Origin of the sequence: Paenibacillus hunanensis (genome assembly GCF_034055775.1) — a bacterium.
Lineage (GTDB): Bacteria > Bacillota > Bacilli > Paenibacillales > Paenibacillaceae > Saccharibacillus > Saccharibacillus hunanensis.
Genome location: NZ_CP139194.1, coordinates 5,634,140 through 5,659,222 on the forward strand (window position 1 = coordinate 5,634,140; position 25,083 = coordinate 5,659,222).

Here is a 25,083-nt window from a genome sequence, read left to right on the forward strand (position 1 = left end):
TTTCTACTTGATAGATAAGGAATAAAGGTCTATATCATACTGCTTTTAAAAATATGTAGGAAGGTTCTATAAAATACGACTTCTAAAGATATATTTACAGACCATCCTATAAAGGATGACCTGTGAAAACTCCGATAGATCAGATTATGTTTGCTCCTGGCGCTGCTTATCACCGATAGCAATAAAGATAGCCGCACCTGCAAATGAAATTGCAAAGCTACCCGCGGCAAATACATATAGAACTTGAATACCGAGCGTATCCGCAATCCATCCACACAATAATAATGACACTCCATACAGAAGCGAAATTAGGGATGATTGAGCAGCAAAAATGGGCGGCAATTCCGAAGAAGGTACACTGGTTTGAATCAATGTACGTTCTGCCAGATCCTTGACGGATTGAGCAGCACCTAGAATCAGCATCACACTAAGTGCCAAAATAGGAATCGATGTATAACTAAATCCAAAGGTTATAATAGCGTAGCCTCCACTACCGATGAGGAGCATCCTACCTAGGTTTTGTATTTGCCCAGGCAAACGGCTCACTAGTAGACTAACGATTACAAACCCACCTAGATACGCCCCGTTGATCCATCCCCACCATATCTCCTCGGCATGTAGACGCTCACCTACGAATACAAGCAGGAAGGCTCCAGCAAATACCGCTCCGAACAACCCTTCCCAGATGTTCATCCAGAAGAGAAGACGCAGCTTAGGTACACGAAAATAGTGTTGCCAGCCGACATGAATCGAACTCCACCACGAAGTAGGTGGAGAGACTTCAAGGATAGCAGTTTCACTTTTGCGAATAAGAGAGGCAATGATCCACGCTGCACCGAGCAGTAGAGCTGAGATAACGACGACCAGCCCTGCACCGAGCCACGAAACGATAATAGCCCCAAGTGCCCATCCAGCAAGCGAGCAGGTTTGTATGACTCCATTTAGGAACCCGTTCGCCTGTAATAGTGAAGCTTCCGGTACGATTAAAGGAATCAATGATGATCTGACTGGCCCTGCAATTCCTTCTAGAATAGAGATGAAGAACACTATACTAACTAACAGCACAATGCTCAGTCGCTCGTGACTATACAGGAGAATGTACGCAGCGAGTAAACTTAGACCGATCGTTTGCCCCCTGAGGCAAATCGTCAGCAGATGACTCAACCGGAACTTAGGTGTGATGACAGGAGCAACGATGCTCCCTACCGTCATCCCCATCGATCTCAGCAAAGGATACAGAGCAGTAATGAATGCCGAACCGGAAAGGTTATATAATGTTACGACCAGTGCTAAAATATACCAGATATCGCCTAAAGTCGATAAAGCCTGACTCAGCCATAATCTATGGAACGATTTTGTAAGCATATTCCTCATCCTCCACGATATTCAGTTTTCATGTTGTGGAAAGATTGAGTACTTACAACGGCTTAGCCTCCGATCACAAAATTTATATTATTATAATACATATTGTCTTTCTACGTAAATATATCTAGTATCTCTGGATTAGCATCATCAACCTATTTTCACCCTTTTATGTAAAAACGCCCTATCCACCGATTCTCACGAATCAGTAAACAGGGCGCTTCTTTAAAAGCTTTATTCGCCATACACGGCAACATTTCTAGACGAATTCTTCTACCTCTTACTCCGGAATATAAGGCAAATCCAGCATCTTCGGCACATTAATCACATGCTGCTCCGTATACGTGCGAATACCCTCCACACCATACTCACGACCAATCCCGGATTGCTTGAAGCCGCCAAATGGGAAACGAACATCCAGCCCCTGCACCGCAGCCGTATTAATCATCGTCGTTCCAGCCTCCAGCTGACGCGCCACAGAGATCGCATCCTCTTCCTTGCCCCATACCGAGCTCGTCAATCCGTAAATGCTTTCATTATGCAGCTGAACCACCTGCTCTTCATCATCAAACGGCAAAATCGGAACCGTAGGGCCGAATTGCTCCTCCACTACAATCGGATCATGCGCATCACAACCCAGAACGAGCGTAGGTTGCAGATAATATCCTTCATCAAACCGCTTCTGATCCAAAATACGTCCAAGCGGAATCACCTTCGCGCCGCGCTGCTTCGCATCTTCAACCAGACTCAGCACGTAATCCCGTTGCTTCACATTATTAACCGGGCCGACTGTCGTCTCTGGATCGAACGCATCGCCGATACGAATCCAGCGATTTGCCGCCTCGATATACTTCTCCACAAACTGATCATAGATCGAGCGGTGCACATACACGCGCTTGGCGATCATGCAGATCTGACCTGTCGTGAGGAAATTGGAAACGACAATCCGGCGCATCGCACGCTCATCTTCAACGTCAAAGCTATCCAGGAAGATCGCCGCATCATTGCCGCCCAGCTCAAGCGTCATATCTTTGATCGTATCCGAAGCCGCCTTGATAATATGCTTCGCCGTTTCCGTACCGCCTGTAAAAGCGATCTTCGCCACATGTGGGTTCGTCGTCAGCTCCACACCCACATCCGCAGCTCCATGCACGACATTGATCACGCCTGCCGGGAATTCACTTGCGATAATCTCCGCTACTTTTGCTGCTGCGAGTGGTGCATACGGACTTGGTTTAAGTACGATCGTATTGCCCGCTAGCAAGGCAGGGGCGATCTTGATCGTAGACAGGGCAATCGGATAATTCCATGGGCTGATCGCCGCTACTACGCCGATCGGGTCATACGACAGAATCGTTTTGCCGTGATCATGCTCCTGAACCTCTTCCTTGAGAGCCGCTGCCGCTTCATTACATACAAACTCCATCCACATCAACGACACATAGATTTCGCCGTGTGCATCATATAGCGGCTTGCCATGCTCTCTGGATAGCAAATGCACGATTTCGTTCTCAGCTGCTCGAATCTTTTCAATCGCTTTACGCATGCTCGCGATGCGGTCCTCGATATCGGTTTTCTTCCATGTTTTGAACGCAGCTGCTGCCGCTTCGATCGCCTGGACAGCCTGCTCCTTCGTCGTCACAGGGAAATAGCCTACGATCTCGGACGGATTGGACGGATTCTCTCTGGCTGATTGAGAAACGGACGTTACATTCTGTCCATTAATCAACGCTTCAACGGTCACGATAGGAACAGCATGCTGATCTGCTTGAATTGTCATGTAATAACCCCTTTTTATCTAAATAGATTACGCCCATACCTCGTCTGCAATTTCCTTCACATAACGCAGCTTACGCCACTGCTGGTCTTCCGTTAAAATATTGCCCTCTTCCGTCGACGAAAATCCACATTGCGGGCTTAGACAAAGCTGCTCCAACGGTACATACGTAGCCGCTTCGGCAATCCGCGCCTTGATGTATTCTTTATCCTCAAGCTCGCCTGTTTTGGAGGTGAGCAGACCGAGTACGATTTTCAGGTCTTTGCGATTCACATGCTTCAAGGAATCAAAACTACCTGAACGCTCATCGTCAAATTCCAAAAATAATCCGTCTACATCCAGGCCACCAAAGATCACTTCAGAGGCATAATCATATCCGCCAGTCGAGAAATAGTTCGACTTATAATTGCCCCGACAAATATGCATCGTCACGACTAAATCCGCTGGCTTGTTCGCCAATGTTTCGTTAATCATGCGCTGCATCGTCTTCAGCTCTTGCGCTGGCTCCAATCCTTTAGCGCGCAGCTTATCATGGCCTGCTTCAGAGAACAGGTCTGCCCATGCCGTATCATCCAGTTGCAGGTAACGACAGCCTGCATCGTAGAACGCTTGAATCGCTTTTTGGTACGCTACGATCGTATCCTGCAAGAACGCCTCGCGATCTGTATACACATTCGCATCATTTTCTAAGCGATACAGCAGCATATTCGGACTCGGAATCGTCTGCTTTGCTACAGTATCACCTGCGTGCTGCTTGACGAACTTGAAATCCTCTACGAAAGGGTGCTTCGAAAAATCGACTTTGCCGACAACGCGAATCCCGCCTTTACGCGTCTGCATATTGTGGAATTTGGGCCCTTCGATCTGTTCATACAGCTCTACGCCATCCAGACCACCGAGAAAATCAAAATGCCACCAGCTTCGACGCAGCTCGCCATCTGTAACCGCGAGCACACCGTTCGCCTTCTGCTTTTCAATGATGCGGATAATTTCCTGATCTTCTACAGCTCGTAATTCCTCATGTGTGATGCTACCTACTTTATATTGTTCGCGCGCCTGACTCAAGTTGCCAGGACGTAAAAAGCTACCTACATGGTCGTGTCGGAATGGGATCATATGACTTGCTCCTTCTACCTTATTGTTCCTTTGAGTATAACATGAGGGAAGAAGAGTTCTGTCATATGAAAAAGGTATGTCTGGTCATATGGTGGGGCTATAGCAGATGAGCTAGATCGAATATTCTAAATAGAAAATAGTTCTAGCATACATATAAAGCTTAATGTATAGGGGATGATCAATTGGAGTTATAGCATTAGGGTCTAAAATGCTTCCGTGCTATCTTTGCGCGATGAAAAGTAATTTCCTCCTTCTGATCCCCATAGACAACCACCGCTTTAAAATCTAACCCGTTTAATAAAGGAGCTGGAATGGTCGTAACATCAATTATTGTGGTTTGATTGAGCTGACCTTCGATAGATCCATCGTAGACGTGAAAATATATTTTCACTTTCATATTGGGTTCTCCAGTTTCTCGACTTGCTTTATTTCGGATCAGCAATGTTGATTCTTTGGGAGCAGGCGTATTCGATTGGATCACATGTAGCTGAATATCGAATTGCTCAGAGTCGGTTTCATACTGCGAAGCATAATAAGATTCCGTTCCGGGCGGGACACAAGCTGTAGCTGCCAATACGAAAATCAGGCTGAACATGAAGGGGATTATTTTTTTGTACATAAAGATCACCTCCACTTTGTTAACGGTTACATTATTGGATAATTAGAGTTCTACAAAGAAAAAGGATTCTCTTCCATTCGTCACAAGAACAGATCACGAAGCTGCACTCGATAGATTCGATGCAACAAAACGCTATTGATCTTCAGACACTTCCAAGTTAAATATGACACAGCAATTTTCTAACGTGATCGATCTATGTGTAATCATATGGACAAAATTCTAAAATTAGTATACTTCTACTTCATAGCAAAACCTAATATATAAAATAAAACTGCGCCATGGATACGCAGTTTTACAGATCATTTTGAGTTGGAAGTTATGAATCAGTATCGTTGTCGCAGCTTCATTCTAGTAATAACCGCTTCAATAACAAGCAGATTCGGAATCCAACAAGCCCAGGCGACAATCCGAAACGCCGCTTCAAAATCGCCAAGCAGAATAGCCAGCGGCGCTAACAAGATGCGAAGCGTGACCGCTGAAAACGTAAGCGCATAACTGCGAAGTATCCATACTCTATGCGCCTGGACATCTTTGGCGATAATTTTTCTTACCGCAATTAGTGTAGTCGCAACCCACAATACATCGAGCGACATGAACCCAAGGCTAGAAATCCAGCCGCCTGTCGCAAACAGTGATAAATACACATTCACGATCCCACTAATCATAATCGAAGCAACATATCCATATCCCAATCGGCGATGCCAGCGTCTTCTGGCAGAGGTTGGCTTTATAAATAGCTGAAATGGCCCTATAACCAGGGCAAATACTGCGGTGAAAATATGGGCGTATAGCACATAGATCCATGGTTGAAGTTCAAAATTCGGTTTTGTTAATTTGAAAGACACAAGTCCAGCACTGCTCGCTTGAAGAACGCCGTACTGTATAATGGCGTATCCAGCAATTGCAAAGGCAAAAATGATCACGAGTGCTCGAAGCGTTTTATTTGCCATAGTAATAAGCCTCCTCCTTTAACTGTAGAAAAATAATTGATCACTTCGATCGGTAGAATGTTTAACCTAAGTATACGTGAAGGAATGCTATGGTCTTTGCCTTTTCCGGTGGAGTGTTTGCCTGATTCGATAGATTGTAAGTAGATGCTAAAGCTTAAAAAAGAAAAATCCGCTGGGCTGTATGCCTGCGGAAATTGAACATCTATTTATGTATGGGTTTCATTGCAACTATTGCCAGTTCTGACGTTACCTTGTGCCATCTCTAGTGAGAGAACAAGCGCAAATAAAAGTTTGACCACAATCCATACAATCATACATAAAGCCAAAACCACTCCTTATTATAGGAGTGGTCGATAGGAATCTCTCTTATTTCGCGTATATTGCACTATCCGTTCTCTATCCATTCCACTACGCATTAGCATCCAACATGGCAGGCATATTAATTTCTTTTACACAGGAAGCTTTGGAAAGGTTCATCACACATTTCACTAGAGAAACCATATCCTGAAGCGGAATCTGTGTGCCTTTGTGTTCAGTCAAGACTTTCTCCACTCCATCTTCTAGTGGAATCTGAGTTGCAATTTCCCCCGGATTGATACAGGTCACACCAATCTCATACTTCTTCACATGCTCTCTGAGCGCATTTCCAATCCCACGCAAACCGAACTTAGAAGCTGCAAATGAAACCTGCGTGAAATCATTATGTTCCAAACCTGCTGTAGAACCAATCAAGAAAATTTTAGCGTTATCTGACTGTTTGAGATTCGGTAACAGCTTCTGAATGCACGTAATCGCAGAGGTGACATTAATATTAATGATATTGACGATCTCAGCCGGATCATCCTGCTCAAAATCATAGTCATCTCGGAACCCTTTGCTCTCCCAGATCCCTACATTGTAGATCAATACGTCTAATCGAACATTATGTAATGCGTTCGCAATCAGATGACTAGCATCCGACTTCGCTAGATCCGCCTCAATCCAATATTTCTGGATACCATCTTCCACATCTAAAATGCGAGGACGTGTTCTAGAAACGACCCAAACCTGATCCCCTTGTTCTGGCAATCCTTGGACAAATGCCTCGCCTAATCCTTTGCTTGCTCCGAATATGATGAAGTTTTTCATAGGTTCTCCTTTGGGAATGGTAATTTTCTGCTAGAACGTAGCAAAACACTTACCGCTTGAAGTATAAACTACAATTCCATCCATCTAATACAGGTTGGACGAGTTTTCGTCTTGAAAAATTCTGTGCACGCATTCGTCATTTGTTGAACTGTAATAACCATTTCACTTGCTAACACTACTTCTGCGCCATAAATATTCTCGTAAAAGGTAACCGTTCCGCCCCTCATACTGTCATCACCGCAAGAAGCAAAAGTTCCCTGTTGTTCAGAATCTAAAAAATACAACACACAATAATCATCCCGTACAAAAGCACATAATTGAGAGACACCACTTTCTTCAAAGGTAAAAATAAACTGATTGGCATTATATGCTGGACGATTTTGAATAAACTCGACTACCTGCGCTTCTGTATTTATTACAATTTCTCCATTAAAATCATTGGCATACATTTGTAAGACCTACTTTCAGTAACATAAAAAAGGATGTTCTCACCTGTACAGTTCTTGAGGCACTCAAGCTACACTTTGTCTGAGAGCCGTTCTTGTTTTGCCTCATGTCCAATTTTTCTCACCTTACTTAATAAGGGTAATCAGATCCCTTTTCATTTGCAATTCTGCTGTCTTGAATTTTCTTTTTGTGTAATCAAAATGGAAATCCGATATGGTAACACTCGCTACTCCCGATCCATCATCAGCCACGCCTCCAGGCATCCAGTCAGATTGCAGTTCAGCTCTAACCCTACGGATTGTAACGATTTCCATAAACCTATTCAGCCGATTCACAACCGCATATTGTACAGGATCGTCACTTCTCCGTTCTATCACACCTGCCGCCGAAAAGAAATTCCGACATGTCGAATTCATACAAAAAAACGAGCCCGCTAAGGCTCGCTGAATGCATTGAAGTCGCTTTATCATTACATGTTCCTTATGCTTTTGCTGTATCTGTAATCTGCTCTTTAGATCCATCTACTTGTTAGATCGGATGGTTACTTCAATCCTGCCTGTGCCTTCGTGAGCAGCTTCCCACCTTGAAAAGCAATCACGGCATTGGAACCATCGCCAGCTGCACCTTTATAGCTGTACACGACCGTATTCTCCGTTTCACTTAGCGCTTCACCTTCGCCGCCTAGAATGTTGATGACCTCTTCTACGGACATGCCAACCTCCAGCTTCTTATACTGGGCAAACGTAATCAGCACCCCGTCCCCTTTTCCGGCAGAGCCATTATTGCCCGTGCTAGTCGATGTCTGGCTGTTCACACCTTGTCCAGCAGTAGCACCAGCTGTATCAAGTGCTGCCATCTTTTTCTCCAACGCAGCAATTTTCTGTGCCTGTTCATCACTTTTGATATCCTGTTCATTGAGCTTTTTCTCTAGCACTGTGATTTTGTCCTGCAACGCACTCGTGTCTACAGATGCAGCCGGAGTCGCCTCGGATCCACATGCGGATAGGAGCAGCATGGATAAGACCACACCGGTTCCACCAATTACTTTTTTGTTTAATAGATTCATCTTGAATCCCTCCATTTTCAGATTAGCTAGCCGGTTGTAACGCGATACCGCTATGATTTGCCTCAATGCTCTATGTAAACATATTGATATTAGTTTACCATACAAACTAATAATGTATCTGCACCTTTGGCTCTGAGACTTCTTGATTAGAAGCCCTTATGCAGCATTCATATAAAAAGAGTGGTCAGAAATTCTGATCACTCTCTATAAGTACCTGTTTCCAGTATCGACTTTAACTCACTCATAGCTTCCGTTCTGGTAGGAAAGTTTGTATTTGAGCGATTGGTCGAGAAGGTTACCATCCAAAAGTGATGGACGACGATAGTTACTTATGATACGGCTCTCCGTGATGAAGTTTTTCATAAAGTTCTCCTTTGGAGATGATAGTTTTTTGCTATAACGTGATAAAATTCTTGCCAGCTTTTACCTCATCAGACTGTTTAGAATTTATATGAATGTATGCTTACTTATAATATGGTTTCTGCATCGCGGCTAAGGGCTAATTCTATTACGCACAACATAATCTTTGACTAACTTGAATACTATAGAATTAATTGTATAAAGAAAAGACCTCCCGATACTATTTAAGGTCGGGAGGAAGTTTGGAATCAATGGGGGATATATTAGTGTTTTCATGCCATCTATGTGAATCGAGCAAAGAAGGAAGGCATGCTTTCCGGCGAAACAGGAACTGGATCATTGCTTGCACCTGATCTAGTGTAATATCCACTTTCAAAAATCGCGGCGCCATTATCACAGGTTATTTTGATAATAATAATTGATTTGGAATAATAGTTAACCATTCTTACTTTTGATCCAATTTGTCTCTTATAGTGCTCAGACATAGGCATACTATTAACAGCATTTTTGAATATTGCAAAATAGTCGTCATAGTTTCCTTTGTTAAACTCATTTACTTCTCCATCAACGCCAGTTATATAAAAAGAACCTACTTTTATTTGATCAGTTTTATATCTTTGAGATATTTTTAATGCATCTTCAACATTATCGGCCACACCAACAAGAACATATCCCACCGCATTTTTCCCTGCGTTTGCCATAGCTGTAAGGGTCTTATATATTTTCTTTAGCAGATCATCATTCCGTTCTCCTGTAGCTAAGTTATAAATACCCTGTTTAAAATCATATTGGCTATTTTCTGTATTAGATTGCTTCAGTAATGTTTCAACCTCGGTAGTATACGAATAATACATAGGATCACCATCAGTTCGACTTACAAAACTAGTGGTAAGAACGCCAACCGTCGCTGCCACTAGTTCAGTTTTTTCCTTACTGGTCCACCAGCCCCCACCTGAAGCAATATTCATTGTTCGACTACTAACAGAGTCAAGTTGATTATACAATCGATCGTAGTCTATTATTTTTTTTTCTTGTTTCACCAATAACTCATAAAGTGATAAAAATAAAACTTGAAAGTATCTTGGACCCTTATAAATCCTTGGACCAACAACATGTCCAATTATTGTTTTTGGACGATTGTGAAAAACTCTTTTAATCTCATCAAGCACATATAAAAATTGTTCTGAAAGTTTTTCTGGATTTACTGCTAATATTGCTTCTTCTAATCTTTTACCTCTTATCTCAGAGTCAACATTCCTAAACCCATAGTATTCATCCAAAACACTTACATTTGATGGAGGTAATGGGTTTAGAACCATTGCAGCTAACAAGTCTGCTACTTGTTCCTCATCCATTGAATGACGTAAGTCTTCTTTATTTATTATATTTTCTTTCACCCAAAATACGGACTCTGCATTTATTCCTGATCCGTTCATATCTTGGTTAATACTTATACCCTTCATATGAGAAAGCAATAGAATGTCATCATGGGAAACATCGCCGCGAATCTGTGTAGATAGTAATCTTACTAATTCAGCAAATTCACTAGTGGCTCCTGCTTGTCTTATTTCTTGCCTAGATAAGTGCTGGCCATTAGAATTAATTCTTCTAAATACTTCATCAATAACATTAGGATCACTTTCATTATAAATCGAATATGGTAACTCATAACTAACGATCCTGACACATATTGAGCGGTCTAGAATGGGTTGTTTTTGTTCCAAAGCTCCTTTATCCAGCAAGTCTTTTGTTATTGCAGTTGCTGTAAGATCAAAATAACACCCATTTTCAAGAGCGTACTCGTTTTCAATAAATGCGAAAATAGCATTTAAGCGTTGCATTCCATCAATTATTTCGTTTCTTACCAAGTCCTTATATCTATTTATTGAAAATAAGAACAAAGGTACTGGATATCCGTTGGCCAAAGAATCAATAAATGCTCTTTTTTCTGATACACCCCATACAAGTTTTCTTTGATATCTTCGATTAACCAAATAGAAATTATTGCGATAATCCTCATATGAACGTTCAACTACTTTTCCATTAATAATGGGTTGAGTGGCCATATATACCTCCAAGTTGTCTCGAATTTTTATTTTTTTAGTCATCTAGCTCTTTAATTATGCATATCAGGGTAGACTAGTCACAATTAATAATTAGCTATTACTTTTAAATATCCTTTATTTTGAAACTACTTAAAAATACTTCTAAACTGTCTATTTACTTATGATACGGCTCCCCCCGATTAATCTTCACCGCCCGATACACCTGCTCCACCAGCACCAATCGCATCAACTGATGCGGCAACGTCATCCGTCCAAAACAAAGTCGCTGCTGCGCTCTTTTCAGCACCTCATCCCCAATCCCATGACTCCCGCCGATCACAAATACCACATGGCTACTCCCATACGTCCCCAGCCGATCAATCTCCGCCGCCATCTCTTCCGAGCTCCACAGCTTCCCATCCAGCGTCAACGCCACCACATGTGCATCCGGCTTGATCTGCGCCAGAATCCGCTCACCTTCTTTATCCTTCACAATCTTCACTTCCGCATCACTCAGCGTATCCGGTGCCTTCTCATCGTTCACTTCCGTAATCTGAAACTTAATATATGGCGCCAGCCGCTTACTGTACTCCGCAATCCCCTGTACTAGATACTTCTCCTTCAACTTGCCTACGCCAATAATTTGAATATGCATCGCTCTCTACCCCTTTTCCTCATTCCATCATTCCTATGTAAAACAGTCTCCAACCAGACCATTCGCACTCCAAAACAATGTTCACTTCAACCCAGTATATCACTCACTACCAATCCATGAACTTCACTCACCAGCCGATTAGCTCATTATCTTCTAACCGGCTCCATTGCTAATAGTTCACCTACTAGAATTAATCCATCAATCAAAACCTGGCAAGTAACAGAAAATTTCTCTGCATAAAATATACACTCACACACCAACCCAATACCCGACATCATACTCACTTAGCCAATCTCCTAATTTAAAAACACCCCGCATGCTATATAAGTACTATATAAATTCAGCATAACAACATCAATCAACGCATCCTAAATTTCTAATCTTATAAAATATCGCATAAAGCAATAATCAAAATCTAACGTAAACATATACAACAAATATATATATTAAGCTAAACAACTCACTACTAACACCATCTGATTATGATCCCTTGTCCATAAGCTTCTTTCACTTATAAGCCACTTTTACTCATAAGCTATTTTCACTTGTTCACTATGCACTAGATTGCATGTAGATCTGAATCTATACGCTGGAACAGCGTACACTGCCGCCCTCACCCTAAAGTGATGAGGTTCTCGGCACTACAGAAACTCCATGTACCACTTAGACTTTAGCACTTAGCACTTGTTCAATGATGCACACGCTCGGAACGCAGGGAAGGAAATAAGGGGAAAGCACGCCTTTGGAGGGGCGGGAATCTACATTCCATCCCTCATCCGTAGATTCCCGCGGCTCCACCAAGTGCGTCCCCTTATTCCTTCCCGAAGTGTTCCAGCTCCCAACCAACCGAAGTATCACCCAAAGGGAACCCCACCACTCCCCCACAAATTGAAAACTCCCTCCACACCAACCACCAACAGGTTAGCGCAAAGGGAGCACTTGCCACTCCTATACATTCCTTTAATACTATCGGCACTACGGTTTCAATATTTAATACATTATTGGAATAATGTGTAAAATTATTTTCCTTTGACTGCCTTTGCTACGAGCGTTGCGTACACTCGTGCACCCGCTGGATTCACGTGCACGCCATCGGTTGCGAAGAAGCTATCCTGCCCCTTACTTGCGGAGTACCAATCGACTACGGTAATGCGATTGTCCTCTGCTGCCACTGCATTGATCGTATCGTTCACCAGACTTTCCCAGGCACGCGGTACACGGGTATTGACAAGTATGATTTTACGCGCACTGCTCAGCTCGTCCAGCAGATCCTCCAGCTGTTCACGGGTAAAGGAACCGTTGGTACCGAGCTCCAGAACGACCGTCGAGCCGAGATGACCACCGCGGCGAAGCTGACGGATCACGTCCGGTGCCTCGGTCATCTGGCGACCGACACGTCCGTCGATCGTGATGCCTGGCATCGTTTGAGTCAGATAATGCGCCACGTCGAGCATAACGGAGTCACCGATCGCAGTTACACCGTTACCGGATACGATCTCCTCCAGATTTTTCTTCGTAGCAGCGGCTGGTAACGATGGGGCTGGGGAATCCAGCTTTTGTCCATCACCGCTGGTCGAACCGGAATCGGTGCTGTCTGTATTATCTGCATTACCAGTATTCGTATCGTCACCAGATTTGGAATCGTCTGATGCATCGCTACCGTCTGTGCTGGAAGCATTCTTGTCTCCAGTATCTGTAGCACCCGACGCATCGTCATTGTTTTTACCAGTGTCCTTACTATCTGAGGATGTTTTCCCATCCGCATCTTTTTTACCATCTTCCGACTTCGTATCACCTGATCCGGAAGCATTTTTACCACCTGCTGCATCGCCTTCTTTGCCATCCTTGGTCGCATGCGACACATTGGTTGGTGACGTCGAGGACGAGCCGGTAATGAATACCGATTGTGGCTGTTGTTCTGCTTCTGCCGTTTCCGAAGCTGTACCCTTGGTCAGCAGATGACCGAGTACGGCTGCCGACAGGATAAATACCGCAGCAGACGAGCCACCGATGATCCAGCCGCGACGACTGCGCCAATTCGAGCTACCCACACGACCGAACGCATAGCGGAAGCCTTTGCGACGAATCGGCTGCTCGACGAAGCGCCATGACAGCTCGGCAAGCGCCAGACTGACAAGCACCTGCAATACCGCACGCATAACCGATGGCTCGCCGGTATCAACCTGCGGTGTACTCAGCGTAATAACGGGAAAGTGCCACAGGTACAAGCCGTATGAGCGCTGACCAAGCCAGCGCAGTGGCTTACAGCCTACCAGTACCGCCAGACGGCTTGCCGGATGCGCTAGGACAGCGATGAGGATCGCCGTGATAACCGAGACCAGTACCAGTCCACCACGATACAGGAATGGCTCATATTCGTTCGTGTGCCAGATCGACCACAGCAGCACGAGTAACGCAGCTAATCCTACACCGTCCAGCAGCGTTTGTGCTGGAGCGGATACATTTGCTTTTAGCTTCACACTAGGCCATACGATCGCCAGCGCGGAGCCGATCAGCAGGGCGAAGATGCGTGTGTCTGTACCGTAATAGACACGGCTCGGGTCAGAGCCCGGTACGTATAAGACTGCCATTAATAGTGCAGAGATAAGCGACAGACTCAGAATCCAGCCTGCCAGATTACCACGCTTCGGCAAGAATTTCAGACCGAGCATGAGCACGAATGGCCAGATCAAGTAGAACTGCTCCTCCACCGCCAGCGACCAGAGATGACCGAGTGGTGAAGCCGGTCCGAAGCTTTCAAAATACGATACCTTGTGGAAAATAAACCACCAGTTACTGATATACAAGAGTGCTGCTGGCACATCTCCCTGTAGTGCAGCCAGACGACCATGATCCCCGATCAGACACCACAGGGCCACAACCACGATCATCGCGTACATCGCTGGTAGCAAGCGACGTGCACGCCTTTTCCAGAAGTCGACCATATCAAATCGATGATTGCGTTCCCATTGACCTGCCAGTATGTCTGTGATCAGATAACCGGATAATACGAAAAATATGCCAACGCCGAGCAACCCACCAGGTGCCCAGTCCGTATTCAAATGGTATAAAATAACCGCCAGCACCGCGAATGCGCGGAGTCCATCCAGACCCGGCATATAACGATGCTGCTGGAGCGGCTTAGACATAATCCGTCCACCGCCCTCTATGTATATTCAAGCCGTTGACCACGGCGAGCTTGCAAAAGTTATCCTGCTCAAGCGTCAAGTGTTCCGTTCGTAGCGTCAGATCCTTGATGTCTTTCATATTCTTTTATCCTTTCCAGTGGTCACTCTCATTCCATGCATAGCCTCGCTTGCAGGAACCGACATGTCCCATTATATCCAAGTATGCAGAGTGAATCGTCTCAAACCAGTTAAAATAGGTTTACAGCACCGTCGTATTTTGTCATTTAGCATGATACTTTGTCATTTGCCATATTCGCGCGTCCAGCACTATGGTTCCGTTCGCAGGCACAGGAAAACAAGGACTCGGAAATTCCGATCCCTGCCCTGGCATTGCGTCATGATCTGTACGCGCTATTGAGAATGTGTAGCTAGTATAGAGTGTAATGTATCGCATTCGTATTCAATCGACCTCAAGCTGAACAAGCGTTCAGGCAGAAGTCGGTATCGTATAGCTAGATTCATGAGCGTTTCGGACTGGCAGGAAATCAGACAACGAGAAATTCGCCGTGCTGATCGCAATAGACACACTTCGCAGGTGGGTCCCAATCGGAAAATTCCGTTTCTTTCAGGTCGACCACATCAGGTGCATCCTCATATTCATCAACAAATGCCTCAAGTGCATCTTCTACGTGTTCTTTGCATACTACATACATTAATATTCATGCTCCCTTTTCCCGCAGCCATAGCGTTATAACGCTGACTGTTCCGTCGTTTCAGCTAGCAAATGCTCGCCTGATCGGGCTGCATTTGCTCGATTACGTGCACAATAGATGAATAATCCATCGTGCCTGCTTTTCTTTATGGTGTATATGATTCTCCAGCCTACCTGCTGAAGAGTCGATGATATGTTCAGTTAAAGCATATTCGGCATATGCTATCCCGCGCAGCCTTCATTTTAAACCGCTATAGTTTACGATTTCAATTTCAAACTAGCTGTACTGTATTACTTGCGCTCAGGCGCATCCTGCAAGGTAGCGATAGCTGTATCTTTTTTACCCTCGCGGTAATACGTTATTTTAATCGAATCGCCGATTTGTTTTTTATCATATAAATATTTGCGAAGCTCCAGTGTCGAGCCGATTTTTTGACCATCAAGCTGAACGATCACATCGTTTACTTTCAGTCCGGCATCCTTGGCAGGGCCGCTAACCTCCAGCACAACCGCGCCTTGGGTCACGTCATCGGGTAAACGAAGCTGTGGTGCATCGCTATTATCGTCTTCATCATAGGAGCGATAAGCTGACTCGTTATCCAGATCGATGCTGTACACACCCAGATAAGGACGGCTAATCTTGCCATGCTCCAGTAATTGCTGGACGTTTTGCATCACTTCATTGATCGGAATCGCGAAGCCTAAGCCTTCTACTCCGGTATCGGAAATTTTCATCGTATTGATACCAATCAGCTGACCGCGCATATTAACCAGTGCGCCGCCGCTATTGCCTTCATTAATCGCGGCATCGGTCTGAATCACATTTTGCTCCCAGTCGTAATTGCCATCCTGATTAAGCGATACGGGAATCAGACGGTTATCATAGCTCACAATGCCTGATGTCATCGTACCATTAAACCCGAGTGGATTGCCAATAGCGAGTACGGTCTCCCCGGGACGAAGCTGATCGGAGTTACCGATGGCGGCGATTTGATCGATATCTTTACCATCAACAGACAGCACCGCAATATCGCTAATAAAGTCCGCTCCGACGACCTTTGCCTTGAGCATCGTGCCATCGTTCAGCACTGCATCGACCTCATCCGCACCGGAAATCACATGATTGTTCGTGACGATATATGCCGTACCACCATCTTTGCGGAAAATTACACCTGAGCCGAGCGCGGATTCATCCAGCTTCGATATATCCGGCTCCTTGCCATCCTGATAATTCACAATACTCACTACAGCAGGCCGTACCTGCTGGGCAACCTGCACGATGTTATCGTACGGATTACCTGACGTTTGCTGAGTCGGTAGCAGGCTACTCGCGGTGGCTGCACCGGAATAATGATCATGATACAGAAACAGCCCGCCCATAATCGCACTGATCGTTACCGCACTCGTGACAGCACTAATTACCACCACGCGCACCGTAGACAGACCACGGCGTGCTGGCTCTTGAAAAGAGCGAAAGGATGCGTCTCGTCCACCCGACATGGCGTGGCGTTTCGATCTCCGTGATACCCGGGTGGAGTAGAATTCGTCATCAAATAGCGCCATGCTCATCGCTCCTCTGCTATATGCCTCAAACGTCATGCCATTACCATACTTTTTCTTACGGTACGGTAAGTCGCCCTTATTCTTGTTCCTGATCTTCGTTCAGCATATACGCTGATTGTTCGTTTACGTGCAACAGGCATACTGGCGATGTATCGCACAATAGCCGATCTGCCCTGCTATTTATAGTAGGCTCGCCTATTTACAATAGGCATCCTTTATATTCACTCCAAAATAGATCTGTGCACCTGTATTCGTATCCATACCTGTTTCAGGAGATACGGCACAAGGCACTTTTCCACTTTATACCATCCACTGCTTCGGTTCAAGCTTCGCCAATCGCATCCCACGGTGTAGGGCGATCATAGTATGTGTCACATAGCTTGAATTCATGCTCCTTGTAGAAGCAACCCCGACTTTCCATCGCATCGCGCACCGTCATTTTCGCCAGCTCCATCATATTGTGATCACGGCTCAAATGGGCTAGATAGGTGCGTTTCAGCTTTTTACTGAGCAGCTCGCTCAGTACTTCGCCTGCCGTATCATTAGACAGGTGACCAATATCGCTCAAAATGCGTCGCTTCGTATTCCACGGATAACGTCCCATACGCAGCATTTCAATATCGTGATTCGCTTCCAGCACGAGCACATCCGAATCGGTAATGCTCTGCATTACCTTATCGCTCACATAGCCGAGATCGGTAGCCAGACTGAGCTTCTGCTCTCCGTCTCGGAAAAAGTACCCGACCGGCTCTGCCGCATCATGCGAGATTCCGAATGATTCAATACGCAGTGAGCCAAAGCTTAGAAAATCGCCCGTCTGCATCACCTGCTTTTGCTCGGGTGTAATCTTACCTACTGCCTTTTCCATCGCCAGCCATGTTTTCTCGTTGGCGTAGATCGGCAAATTATATTTGCGTGCAACAGCACCCAGACCGCGAATATGATCGGAATGCTCATGTGTGATCAGAATACCTTCGAGCTGATCACCGGTAAAATCGCGCTCCTTCATCAATTCATCGATCCGTTTTGCACTCAGTCCTGCATCGATCAGCAGGGCTGCATCTTTGTTGCGAACGATTGTGGCATTGCCAGTCGAACCGCTCGATAATACTGTAAATTGTATGCCAGTGCCTATCATGCGTGTCTACTCCTCATTTTCTGCCGCTGGGGTTGTCGTAACCTCCCCGGTAATACCCTGTACATAGTAAAAGGCTCCGCTCTCCAGTGCGATACGCCATACCGGCACCGCAAGCTGAATGTTGTCGCCGATTGTTTGTCCATAATAACCAAGCGTAATATCTTTAACGACTGCGCCTTCAGGCAGATCGTTTTCAATGACAGTTCCAAGTGCAGTGGAAGCCGATAAAATTTCCTGATTCGGCTTGCTCGCACGATCCTGCTCCAGCGTGAAGCGTGGAGCGGTGTAAGAAATAATCTTCTGATTACTATAATACAGCTCCAGATTCATATTAAACAGGGGTAAATCATTATTTATCAACGGATGCAGAACAAAAATGCTCTGTTTGGCAATTAATGCATCATATTGATATTGTCCTATATTCGGAATCTGTGATGCAAGCTGTACAGCAAGCTCATCCTCATTAAAAATAAGCTGACTATCCACCGGACGCTGAAGCGGAACAGGCTGATTGCCAGAGGATGTCATATGCTGATATGGGATCGGTGCCAGCATCGGCGTCTCGCGTGGAATCTGAGCCGTGACCTGAATTCGCTTATTCTCCAGCGCACGCTGTGCACTTTCACTGAGCGAGGCGATATCCAGATTAGACTGCGCCTGATCACGGACATCCATCCAGAGCTGGTAGCCCAATACGATATTGAGTAATAAAAAAGCACTGATCAGTACACTTTTGGCTCGTCCCCAATCCATCGTCTTCCTCCTGCCTGTCCATCAGCCTGCGTCGGCTGTGGAATGAATCGATTTTTTAAAGCACAGGCATTGCTGATGTGCTGGCGTATCCAGCCTATCAGCGTCTGCCTGTGCGTATAGATGCTTATTCTTTTTACTTTTCATACTTAATCTATTGCTTACGTCTATTTATTGCGATGCGCTTGCAGTTAGAAATTGTGTGCTGCCATCCTGTAACTTCGCCATCCAGACTGGAGTCAGCACGACTACGCCGTTACCAAGTGATGGACGATACACAGGCGATAGATCGACAATCTGCTTGCCAACCGGAATCTGTGTCTTGATCATTTGCAGTAGCTGCTGTCCAGCAGGTAGCTGTCGTAGCTGGGTCGTGGTATTGCCTTGCCCTGCTGCACCGTTCGCTGAAGCTGCTCCTGATGACGATGCAGCGGATGTCGTCTCGGTCTGTGTTGGATTCGCTGCCAGATACAGCATGGAGCGCTCATAGGTCGATACGGTATTACGCTCTACGCCAAGGCGCATATAGCCGAATTTGAATGCATCGGTTTCCATGATCGGGTAAGAGCGATAATACTGACGGAACACAAAGCCGTTTTTATCACTACTGCTTGTCCCCATACTTAGCGTATACATGCCCGGCCATCCACCATGCTGATTAACAAAATCAACTGCCGACAGCACATTATCACTCACATTGTTCGTGCCCGATGTAGGCGCGGTCGGATCGGTATAGATCATCCAGCGCTGACGGGTGTCCACCTGTAAGCTGCGTTTACTGTCGGTATAGATTTCGATCCCATTTTCTTCATTAATATTACGTGTCGCACCGGGATCGAAGAACAGATTGCGCTGCATCTGTTCGGTGGTCAGACTATCCAGAGTTAATGTTACGTTCGGTGCAGTAATCGCTGTACGCGGCAGATAATAGCCGGTTGACGTATATTGATAGCTGACGCCATTCGCACCAAGCAATGCACTGCGGCTAATATCCTCTGTTCGCAGATCCATATCCGTAGCTTCATACACAACATCACCACTCGCACTGAAAAAGAACGCTCGTACGGTACGATCATCCGGCGCGGTATAGAGCCAGATGCGGTTAACTGCATCCCCCTCGAATAGGGAATCCGGGTTAATCTTCAAGCTACGTTCCAGCAGACTCACCGGAATGCCACTGCCAAACATCAGCTCTACCCCTTCATCGTTACGAATCTGATTCCAGTCCATACTTTGAAGCGATAGACGACGGAATTGCCCGAAGCTCGCTTTACGAATCGTATCATAAATGGTCGTATATTCCGTAGAAGACGGGTAGAAGATCGTATGCCGACTATTAGCCAGATGCACGATCATTTTATCGGGAAAGATTAAACTTTCGATGCTCGAACGCGGCCCGATATCCTCCGCCTGCACATAGCCAGCCTCCGAGTTGACGACAGAATCTGCCCCTGGCATGCGGTAAATGAGGAAATAGCTCTGCACAAGACTAACTAGAATGAGCGCAGCAAGCAAGCCGGATTTCATCTTCTCCTTCATGCGTCCACACTTCCTTCCTCATGCAGTGGTAGCCATACCGTTACCGTTGTGCCCAGATCCAGCTCTGAATCTAGCTCAATGGTACCGTTATGAGCGAGCACTATTTCCTGGGCAATAGACAGTCCAAGTCCGGTTCCACCCATATTGCGTGAGCGTGCTTTGTCTACACGATAAAACCGTTCAAAAATACGATGCAGATCCTGCTTCGGAATCCCGATCCCGGTATCCTGAATACGAATAGCCAGCATATCCTCGTCCACAGCGCTGTAAGCACCGAGGGTAATACTGCCGCCTTCGATCGTATATTTGAGTGCATTCGATACGAGATTATCCAGCACCTGATCAATCTGATCGCGATCAATCCATACACTCCCTACGCCAGGCTGTAGATCAATTGTACATTCGATTTGCTTTTGCTTCATTTGTACATAGAAACGGTCGGCTGTATCTTCCAGCAGCTCCAGCACATCCGTGCGCTGCTTACGCAAGGTCGCTTCACTGGAATCCAGACGTGACAGATGCAGCAGATCACTCACCAGTCGGATCATACGCTGCGTCTCATTGCGGATAACGCCGATAAATCGCTCAGCGAGCGCGCGTTCATCCAGCGCGCCATCCTCCAGCGCCTCGGTATAGCTCTTGATCGTGGTCAGCGGTGTACGCAGCTCATGCGATACATTGGCGACGAATTCGCGCCGTGCCGCCTCCAGCTTCTCCTGCTCGGTCACATCCTGTAGTACCGCGATCACACCTGCATGACTGATCTCCTTCCGTCGATGCACTGGACTGAACGTCACACGCACGACCGAGCTGCTGCCTTCCTCTGTTGAACCTAGATTGAGAATCGTCTGGCGCAGCGTTCCATTGTACAGCTTCGCTTGATCTTGCTCCGATAGAGGTAACAGACTGCTTAGTTCTTTACCGGAAAGCTGCGATTCCATATCACCCAGCATCGCCGCAGCGACACGGTTCACTAGAATAATGCAGCCATGCTCATCGGTGGCGATTACACCATCACTCATATTTTTCAGAATAGAGGCAAGCTTCTCCTTCTCTTCCTCATTCTGAGCCAGCGCATCGCGCAATCGGCTTGTCATATAGTTAAATGCTTCGCTGAGCTGTCCAATCTCATCATTACTATACACAGTCATATGATGATCGAATTCACCTTCTGCAACCTGCTTCGCTCGCTTGGTCATTTCCTTGATCGGCTGGGTAATCGTATGCGCCAGAATCACACCCAGCACCGCAGTCATGCCTAAGGCGATCAGAATACCGGATAAGAAAATACCATTGATGCGCTTCATCGTATCATACAGCTCTGCCATCGACGCGACGATATATACCGCACCTACCGTACGATTCCCACTAATGATCGGCTCAGCGACGACACGCTTGCGCTCACCGGTATCGTCGATAATATACTCCTCGTTATCGCTAATGCCCTGTAAGGCACGGCTCACAACCGTCTGGGTATTCCTGCGCGCCTCACTACCCGAATCGGTCTTGAGTGAAGAGATTAGAATTCGTCCGCTCACATCGAGCACCTGAATCTCCTGAATTTGCGTACCGCTCATATTGTACAGATTGTCCACCATCAGCTTCAGATCATTAACCGAGTTGGAAACGTTCTCTCCACTGCCCGACCATTTATCCGCAGCCAGCACCGACAATAGCTGTGCACGCTCCTGCAAATCCTGGGTAAAATTACTCGTCAGTGAGTTCTTCATCGCACTAACAAAGTACACACCAATGAGCTGCATTGCGATTAAGATTAACAATACATAAATAATAATCAGCCGCGCCTGAATTGTGCGGCTGAAGCCGGGTAACAGACGCAGCTTGCGCTTCACCTTACATGCCTCCCACTTTTGGACTGCGCATCATATAGCCGAGTCCACGCCGAGTCAAAATATATTCCGGCTTACTTGGATCATCCTCGATCTTCTCGCGCAGACGGCGAATCGTCACATCAACGGTACGCACATCGCCAAAATATTCAAATCCCCAGACCGCTTGCAGCAAATGCTCACGGGTCATCACACGACCTGCATTTTTCGCCATATAATACACCAGCTCATATTCACGATGGGTCAGATCAAGCGGCTCCCCATCCTTGTACACCATATACATATCTGTATCGATAAACAGACCGAACAGCGCCAGTCCATTTTTCGGTTCATCCACCTCAGGTACCGTTACCGTAGCGGTAACAGGCGCTTGCTTCTGACGCCGACGCATATGTGCCTTCACACGTGCTAGCAGCTCGCGCGTACTGAACGGCTTGGTCACATAATCATCCGCACCAAGCTCCAGACCGAGTACTTTGTCGATCTCGGCATCTTTTGCCGTTAGCATAATGATCGGCATATCGAGCCGGGTTCGCACCTCACGGCATACGTCCATACCGTCCTTGCCGGGCAGCATCAGATCCAGCAGCATCAGATCAGGCTCCTCTGCGAATGCCTGCTCCACTGCACTAATACCATCAAAGGCACAGATCACCTCATAGCCTTCTTTTTCAAGATTGAATTTTAAAATATCTGCAATCGGTTGTTCATCGTCAACGACCAGAATTTTCCCCTGCATGGTGCTTCACCTCATCACGGCTTTGATTTTTTTATTCTATCATATTCCCGGGGTTCAATCTTGTATAAGCGAGCAACAGACATCGCATATCGTGCCAATCATAACAGGACAGGACAACGCTGACTATAACCGTTCTGTATGTACACATTAGAACCACCTATTCGAATAGCAAAAGCAGCCCTGACTGTCGGAGCGAAGCGATAGCCTGCTCTGAAAATGAACGATTCTCCCATCATCTTCAGCTCAAGCTATAGTACTCCGGCAAGCTAGGGCTGCCGCACATAATTATGAATAAACGTTATTCTATACAGTAAGGCAAGAACACAAATGAATAGTCGCTACGACTATATATACTCGTTAGCCTTAACGCAGATAAGACAGTGGATTTTGCAATGCTCCGCCACTATGCACCTCAAAGTGCAGATGCGTACCGAAGGAGTGCCCAGTATTGCCCATCACACCGATATGCTGACCCTTCTCCACGACTGTACCATTGCTCACATCAATCTGGCTCAGATGACCGTACAGCGTCTGATAGCCATTGCGATGGTCGATAATGATCGCATTACCATAGCCTGTCATCGTACCTGCAAAGGTAACGACACCATCATCGGCTGCCATTACAGACGAGCTGCCAACCATATCGATCCCTTTGTGCATACGACCCCAGCGCTGACCAAATGGACTTGTTACCGTCGCACCGCTGACTGGCCAGATGAAGTTACCGCTACCTTCACCGACAACGACCTTTGTACCCTTGACGATGATTTTTGGCGACGATTCCTTCACGACCTCCTGACCTACCCATTCCTCACGTAGCACCTGACCGTTTTCCTTCACGACACGATAGTCGATCCGTTTCAGACCCTGCGAACCGCCAGAGATCACTTTACTCTCGCCTGCACGCATATTGTCGCTCTTACGAATCTCGACGTCTGGCTCGGTCACTACCTGCTCGGAATAATCCTCCACTGTCGTTACAGTGATCGGTGGCTGTGGCACCGTTAGTGTCAGCTCGTCCCCGATTTGCAGCGAAGTTTCTTTAATGCCCGGATTATGCTCGAAAATTTCCTTTTGCGAAATACCATAGCTGGACGCGATTGAGCTGATCGTATCGCCTTCACGCACGGTATATTTCAATGGAGCCTCTACGCCGGTTAGCATCACCTTGGCAAGCTCCTTGCTGCTGAGCAGCTTTTGCGGATTCGCCTTGATCTGATTGGCAGCTACCTTCTGGTTGATCTTTACCGATTCCAGCTTGTTGACCTTTTTGCTGTACGCATAGCTTTGCGCCAGCTTTTTAACGGAGCTTTTATTCATATTAGCAGCTGCGGCTTCGGCTTTTTGAGTGTACGTTTTTTGGACGATTTTCAGTGCCGAATCGATCGTTGCCTGATCTTTAACGACACCGATCTTTGTATCGCCTACTGTAACCTCTACACCTTTGGCATACGCAGTCAGCATTTTATCTAATTGCTTGAGTGTACTTTGCGAATCGATCTGTGCTTTGAACGCTTTTTCCTCGGTGGTTGTGATGCCATTCGTATTCAGTACCATATTGGCATCTGGATACTTTTTCTGATAAGCAGCACGCTTTTGCTGGAATAGCTGCTCCAGCTCCGATTTGTTCAAAATACTACCAATTGCCTGACCTTTAACCGAAACGACATAATACGGAACGGTATTCGCTGTCACATAATGATTTCCCGCCAAAACAAGTCCGCCTGCCACAGCCACACTGCCAATTACAAGCATAAGGCGCGTGCGTACTTTGTTTTTCCCCTGACGAAGATGATCAACCGTGATCGTATACCATTTACTTCCCTGTGGATCCTGCTCCCCAGCAGGTGACTGTGCCTGTTTCCCCGGCTCAGCCTTTGAAGCATGCTCGGATGTCAGCTCTGCTTCTTCTTTTCCTTTCAACCTTTTCATGACCGTCTCCTTTTGCTTTCCATGCTAAAATTCGATACGTATATTCCGTTTCATGTCCATTAGATTCCCAATTCGTCTGCAAATAGAGCGATTCGTTATGTCGCTATCATCGCGGTGTATGCCATTATCATCTATAATATGAAGCTTCGTCCTTACGTAGTCTGGAATGATCATCAGAGAACATTTCACAGGAGAAGAAGCTATCGC

General features: G+C 46.0%; 19 protein-coding genes. All 19 read right to left on the reverse strand.

What is annotated here, in order from left to right; all coding sequences use genetic code 11:
* Positions 1-144 precede the first annotated feature (144 nt).
* The gene (locus SK066_RS22895) at positions 145-1,365 is read right to left on the reverse strand and encodes an MFS transporter (RefSeq protein ID WP_320543165.1); all 1,221 of its coding nucleotides are present in this window, start codon (positions 1,363-1,365) and stop codon (positions 145-147) included.
* A 277-nt stretch (positions 1,366-1,642) separates the two neighbouring features.
* The gene (locus tag SK066_RS22900) at positions 1,643-3,142 is read right to left on the reverse strand and encodes an aldehyde dehydrogenase family protein (protein ID WP_320543166.1); all 1,500 of its coding nucleotides are present in this window, start codon (positions 3,140-3,142) and stop codon (positions 1,643-1,645) included.
* A 27-nt stretch (positions 3,143-3,169) separates the two neighbouring features.
* Positions 3,170-4,255 (reverse strand): 5-methyltetrahydropteroyltriglutamate--homocysteine S-methyltransferase, encoded by a 1,086-nt coding sequence (locus tag SK066_RS22905; protein ID WP_320543167.1) that lies wholly within the window; start codon positions 4,253-4,255, stop codon positions 3,170-3,172.
* A gap of 196 nt (positions 4,256-4,451) precedes the next feature.
* Positions 4,452-4,874: a hypothetical protein gene (locus tag SK066_RS22910; protein WP_320543168.1), complete on the reverse strand. Its 423-nt coding sequence runs from the start codon at positions 4,872-4,874 to the stop codon at positions 4,452-4,454.
* A 323-nt stretch (positions 4,875-5,197) separates the two neighbouring features.
* Positions 5,198-5,824: a DUF2306 domain-containing protein gene (locus SK066_RS22915; protein WP_320543169.1), complete on the reverse strand. Its 627-nt coding sequence runs from the start codon at positions 5,822-5,824 to the stop codon at positions 5,198-5,200.
* Positions 5,825-6,232: 408 nt separating this feature from the next.
* On the reverse strand, positions 6,233-6,952 hold the full coding sequence (locus SK066_RS22920; RefSeq protein ID WP_320543170.1) for an SDR family NAD(P)-dependent oxidoreductase: 720 nt from the start codon (positions 6,950-6,952) through the stop codon (positions 6,233-6,235).
* Positions 6,953-7,020: 68 nt separating this feature from the next.
* Entirely contained in the window at positions 7,021-7,401 is a 381-nt protein-coding gene (locus tag SK066_RS22925) for an Imm1 family immunity protein (RefSeq protein WP_320543171.1), read from the reverse strand.
* Between the two features lie 539 nt (positions 7,402-7,940).
* Positions 7,941-8,465, reverse strand: coding sequence for a hypothetical protein (locus SK066_RS22930; protein WP_320543172.1), 525 nt, complete (start codon positions 8,463-8,465; stop codon positions 7,941-7,943).
* A 641-nt stretch (positions 8,466-9,106) separates the two neighbouring features.
* Positions 9,107-10,933 carry a GmrSD restriction endonuclease domain-containing protein gene (locus tag SK066_RS22935; RefSeq protein WP_320543173.1) on the reverse strand — a complete coding sequence of 609 codons (1,827 nt, stop codon included), beginning with the start codon at positions 10,931-10,933 and terminating at the stop codon, positions 9,107-9,109.
* A 112-nt stretch (positions 10,934-11,045) separates the two neighbouring features.
* Complete coding sequence (gene rlmH / locus SK066_RS22940) at positions 11,046-11,525, reverse strand: 23S rRNA (pseudouridine(1915)-N(3))-methyltransferase RlmH (protein WP_188778355.1); 480 nt, start codon at positions 11,523-11,525, stop codon at positions 11,046-11,048.
* A gap of 1,019 nt (positions 11,526-12,544) precedes the next feature.
* A complete protein-coding gene (locus SK066_RS22945) occupies positions 12,545-14,674 on the reverse strand; it encodes an acyltransferase family protein (RefSeq protein WP_320543174.1) in 2,130 nt (709 codons plus the stop codon).
* Between the two features lie 524 nt (positions 14,675-15,198).
* Positions 15,199-15,366 (reverse strand): CxxH/CxxC protein, encoded by a 168-nt coding sequence (locus tag SK066_RS22950; protein WP_188778351.1) that lies wholly within the window; start codon positions 15,364-15,366, stop codon positions 15,199-15,201.
* A 290-nt stretch (positions 15,367-15,656) separates the two neighbouring features.
* Positions 15,657-16,928, reverse strand: a complete 1,272-nt coding sequence (locus SK066_RS22955) for a trypsin-like peptidase domain-containing protein (protein WP_320543175.1) — start codon at positions 16,926-16,928, stop codon at positions 15,657-15,659.
* A 322-nt stretch (positions 16,929-17,250) separates the two neighbouring features.
* Positions 17,251-18,066 (reverse strand): MBL fold metallo-hydrolase, encoded by an 816-nt coding sequence (locus tag SK066_RS22960; protein WP_188778346.1) that lies wholly within the window; start codon positions 18,064-18,066, stop codon positions 17,251-17,253.
* Positions 18,067-18,072: 6 nt separating this feature from the next.
* Positions 18,073-18,819, reverse strand: coding sequence for a two-component system regulatory protein YycI (gene yycI, locus SK066_RS22965; protein WP_320543176.1), 747 nt, complete (start codon positions 18,817-18,819; stop codon positions 18,073-18,075).
* Between the two features lie 168 nt (positions 18,820-18,987).
* Complete coding sequence (locus tag SK066_RS22970) at positions 18,988-20,355, reverse strand: YycH family regulatory protein (protein ID WP_320543177.1); 1,368 nt, start codon at positions 20,353-20,355, stop codon at positions 18,988-18,990.
* Complete coding sequence (walK, locus tag SK066_RS22975) at positions 20,352-22,196, reverse strand: cell wall metabolism sensor histidine kinase WalK (RefSeq protein WP_320544952.1); 1,845 nt, start codon at positions 22,194-22,196, stop codon at positions 20,352-20,354. Before walK ends, SK066_RS22970 begins: the two co-directional genes overlap by 4 nt.
* A 13-nt stretch (positions 22,197-22,209) precedes the next feature.
* Positions 22,210-22,944 (reverse strand): response regulator YycF, encoded by a 735-nt coding sequence (gene yycF, locus SK066_RS22980; protein WP_188778340.1) that lies wholly within the window; start codon positions 22,942-22,944, stop codon positions 22,210-22,212.
* A 363-nt stretch (positions 22,945-23,307) separates the two neighbouring features.
* Entirely contained in the window at positions 23,308-24,876 is a 1,569-nt protein-coding gene (locus tag SK066_RS22985; protein ID WP_320543178.1) for a peptidoglycan DD-metalloendopeptidase family protein, read from the reverse strand.
* Positions 24,877-25,083: the final 207 nt, after the last annotated feature.

Excerpts from the sequence above, each read along its gene's own strand:
- SK066_RS22970 (WP_320543177.1), bottom strand. The coding sequence starts at position 20,355 with ATGAAGGAGAAGATGAAATCCGGCTTGCTTGCTGCGCTCATTCTAGTT.
- SK066_RS22985 (WP_320543178.1), bottom strand. The coding sequence starts at position 24,876 with ATGAAAAGGTTGAAAGGAAAAGAAGAAGCAGAGCTGACATCCGAGCAT.
- SK066_RS22925 (WP_320543171.1), bottom strand. The coding sequence starts at position 7,401 with ATGTATGCCAATGATTTTAATGGAGAAATTGTAATAAATACAGAAGCG.
- SK066_RS22955 (WP_320543175.1), bottom strand. The coding sequence starts at position 16,928 with ATGGCGCTATTTGATGACGAATTCTACTCCACCCGGGTATCACGGAGA.
- SK066_RS22915 (WP_320543169.1), bottom strand. The coding sequence starts at position 5,824 with ATGGCAAATAAAACGCTTCGAGCACTCGTGATCATTTTTGCCTTTGCA.
- yycI (WP_320543176.1), bottom strand. The coding sequence starts at position 18,819 with ATGGATTGGGGACGAGCCAAAAGTGTACTGATCAGTGCTTTTTTATTA.
- SK066_RS22935 (WP_320543173.1), bottom strand. The coding sequence starts at position 10,933 with ATGACTAAAAAAATAAAAATTCGAGACAACTTGGAGGTATATATGGCC.
- SK066_RS22905 (WP_320543167.1), bottom strand. The coding sequence starts at position 4,255 with ATGATCCCATTCCGACACGACCATGTAGGTAGCTTTTTACGTCCTGGC.
- SK066_RS22945 (WP_320543174.1), bottom strand. The coding sequence starts at position 14,674 with ATGTCTAAGCCGCTCCAGCAGCATCGTTATATGCCGGGTCTGGATGGA.
- SK066_RS22900 (WP_320543166.1), bottom strand. The coding sequence starts at position 3,142 with ATGACAATTCAAGCAGATCAGCATGCTGTTCCTATCGTGACCGTTGAA.
- SK066_RS22950 (WP_188778351.1), bottom strand. The coding sequence starts at position 15,366 with ATGTATGTAGTATGCAAAGAACACGTAGAAGATGCACTTGAGGCATTT.
- yycF (WP_188778340.1), bottom strand. The coding sequence starts at position 22,944 with ATGCAGGGGAAAATTCTGGTCGTTGACGATGAACAACCGATTGCAGAT.
- SK066_RS22895 (WP_320543165.1), bottom strand. The coding sequence starts at position 1,365 with ATGCTTACAAAATCGTTCCATAGATTATGGCTGAGTCAGGCTTTATCG.
- SK066_RS22920 (WP_320543170.1), bottom strand. The coding sequence starts at position 6,952 with ATGAAAAACTTCATCATATTCGGAGCAAGCAAAGGATTAGGCGAGGCA.
- SK066_RS22960 (WP_188778346.1), bottom strand. The coding sequence starts at position 18,066 with ATGATAGGCACTGGCATACAATTTACAGTATTATCGAGCGGTTCGACT.
- rlmH (WP_188778355.1), bottom strand. The coding sequence starts at position 11,525 with ATGCATATTCAAATTATTGGCGTAGGCAAGTTGAAGGAGAAGTATCTA.
- SK066_RS22910 (WP_320543168.1), bottom strand. The coding sequence starts at position 4,874 with ATGTACAAAAAAATAATCCCCTTCATGTTCAGCCTGATTTTCGTATTG.
- SK066_RS22930 (WP_320543172.1), bottom strand. The coding sequence starts at position 8,465 with ATGAATCTATTAAACAAAAAAGTAATTGGTGGAACCGGTGTGGTCTTA.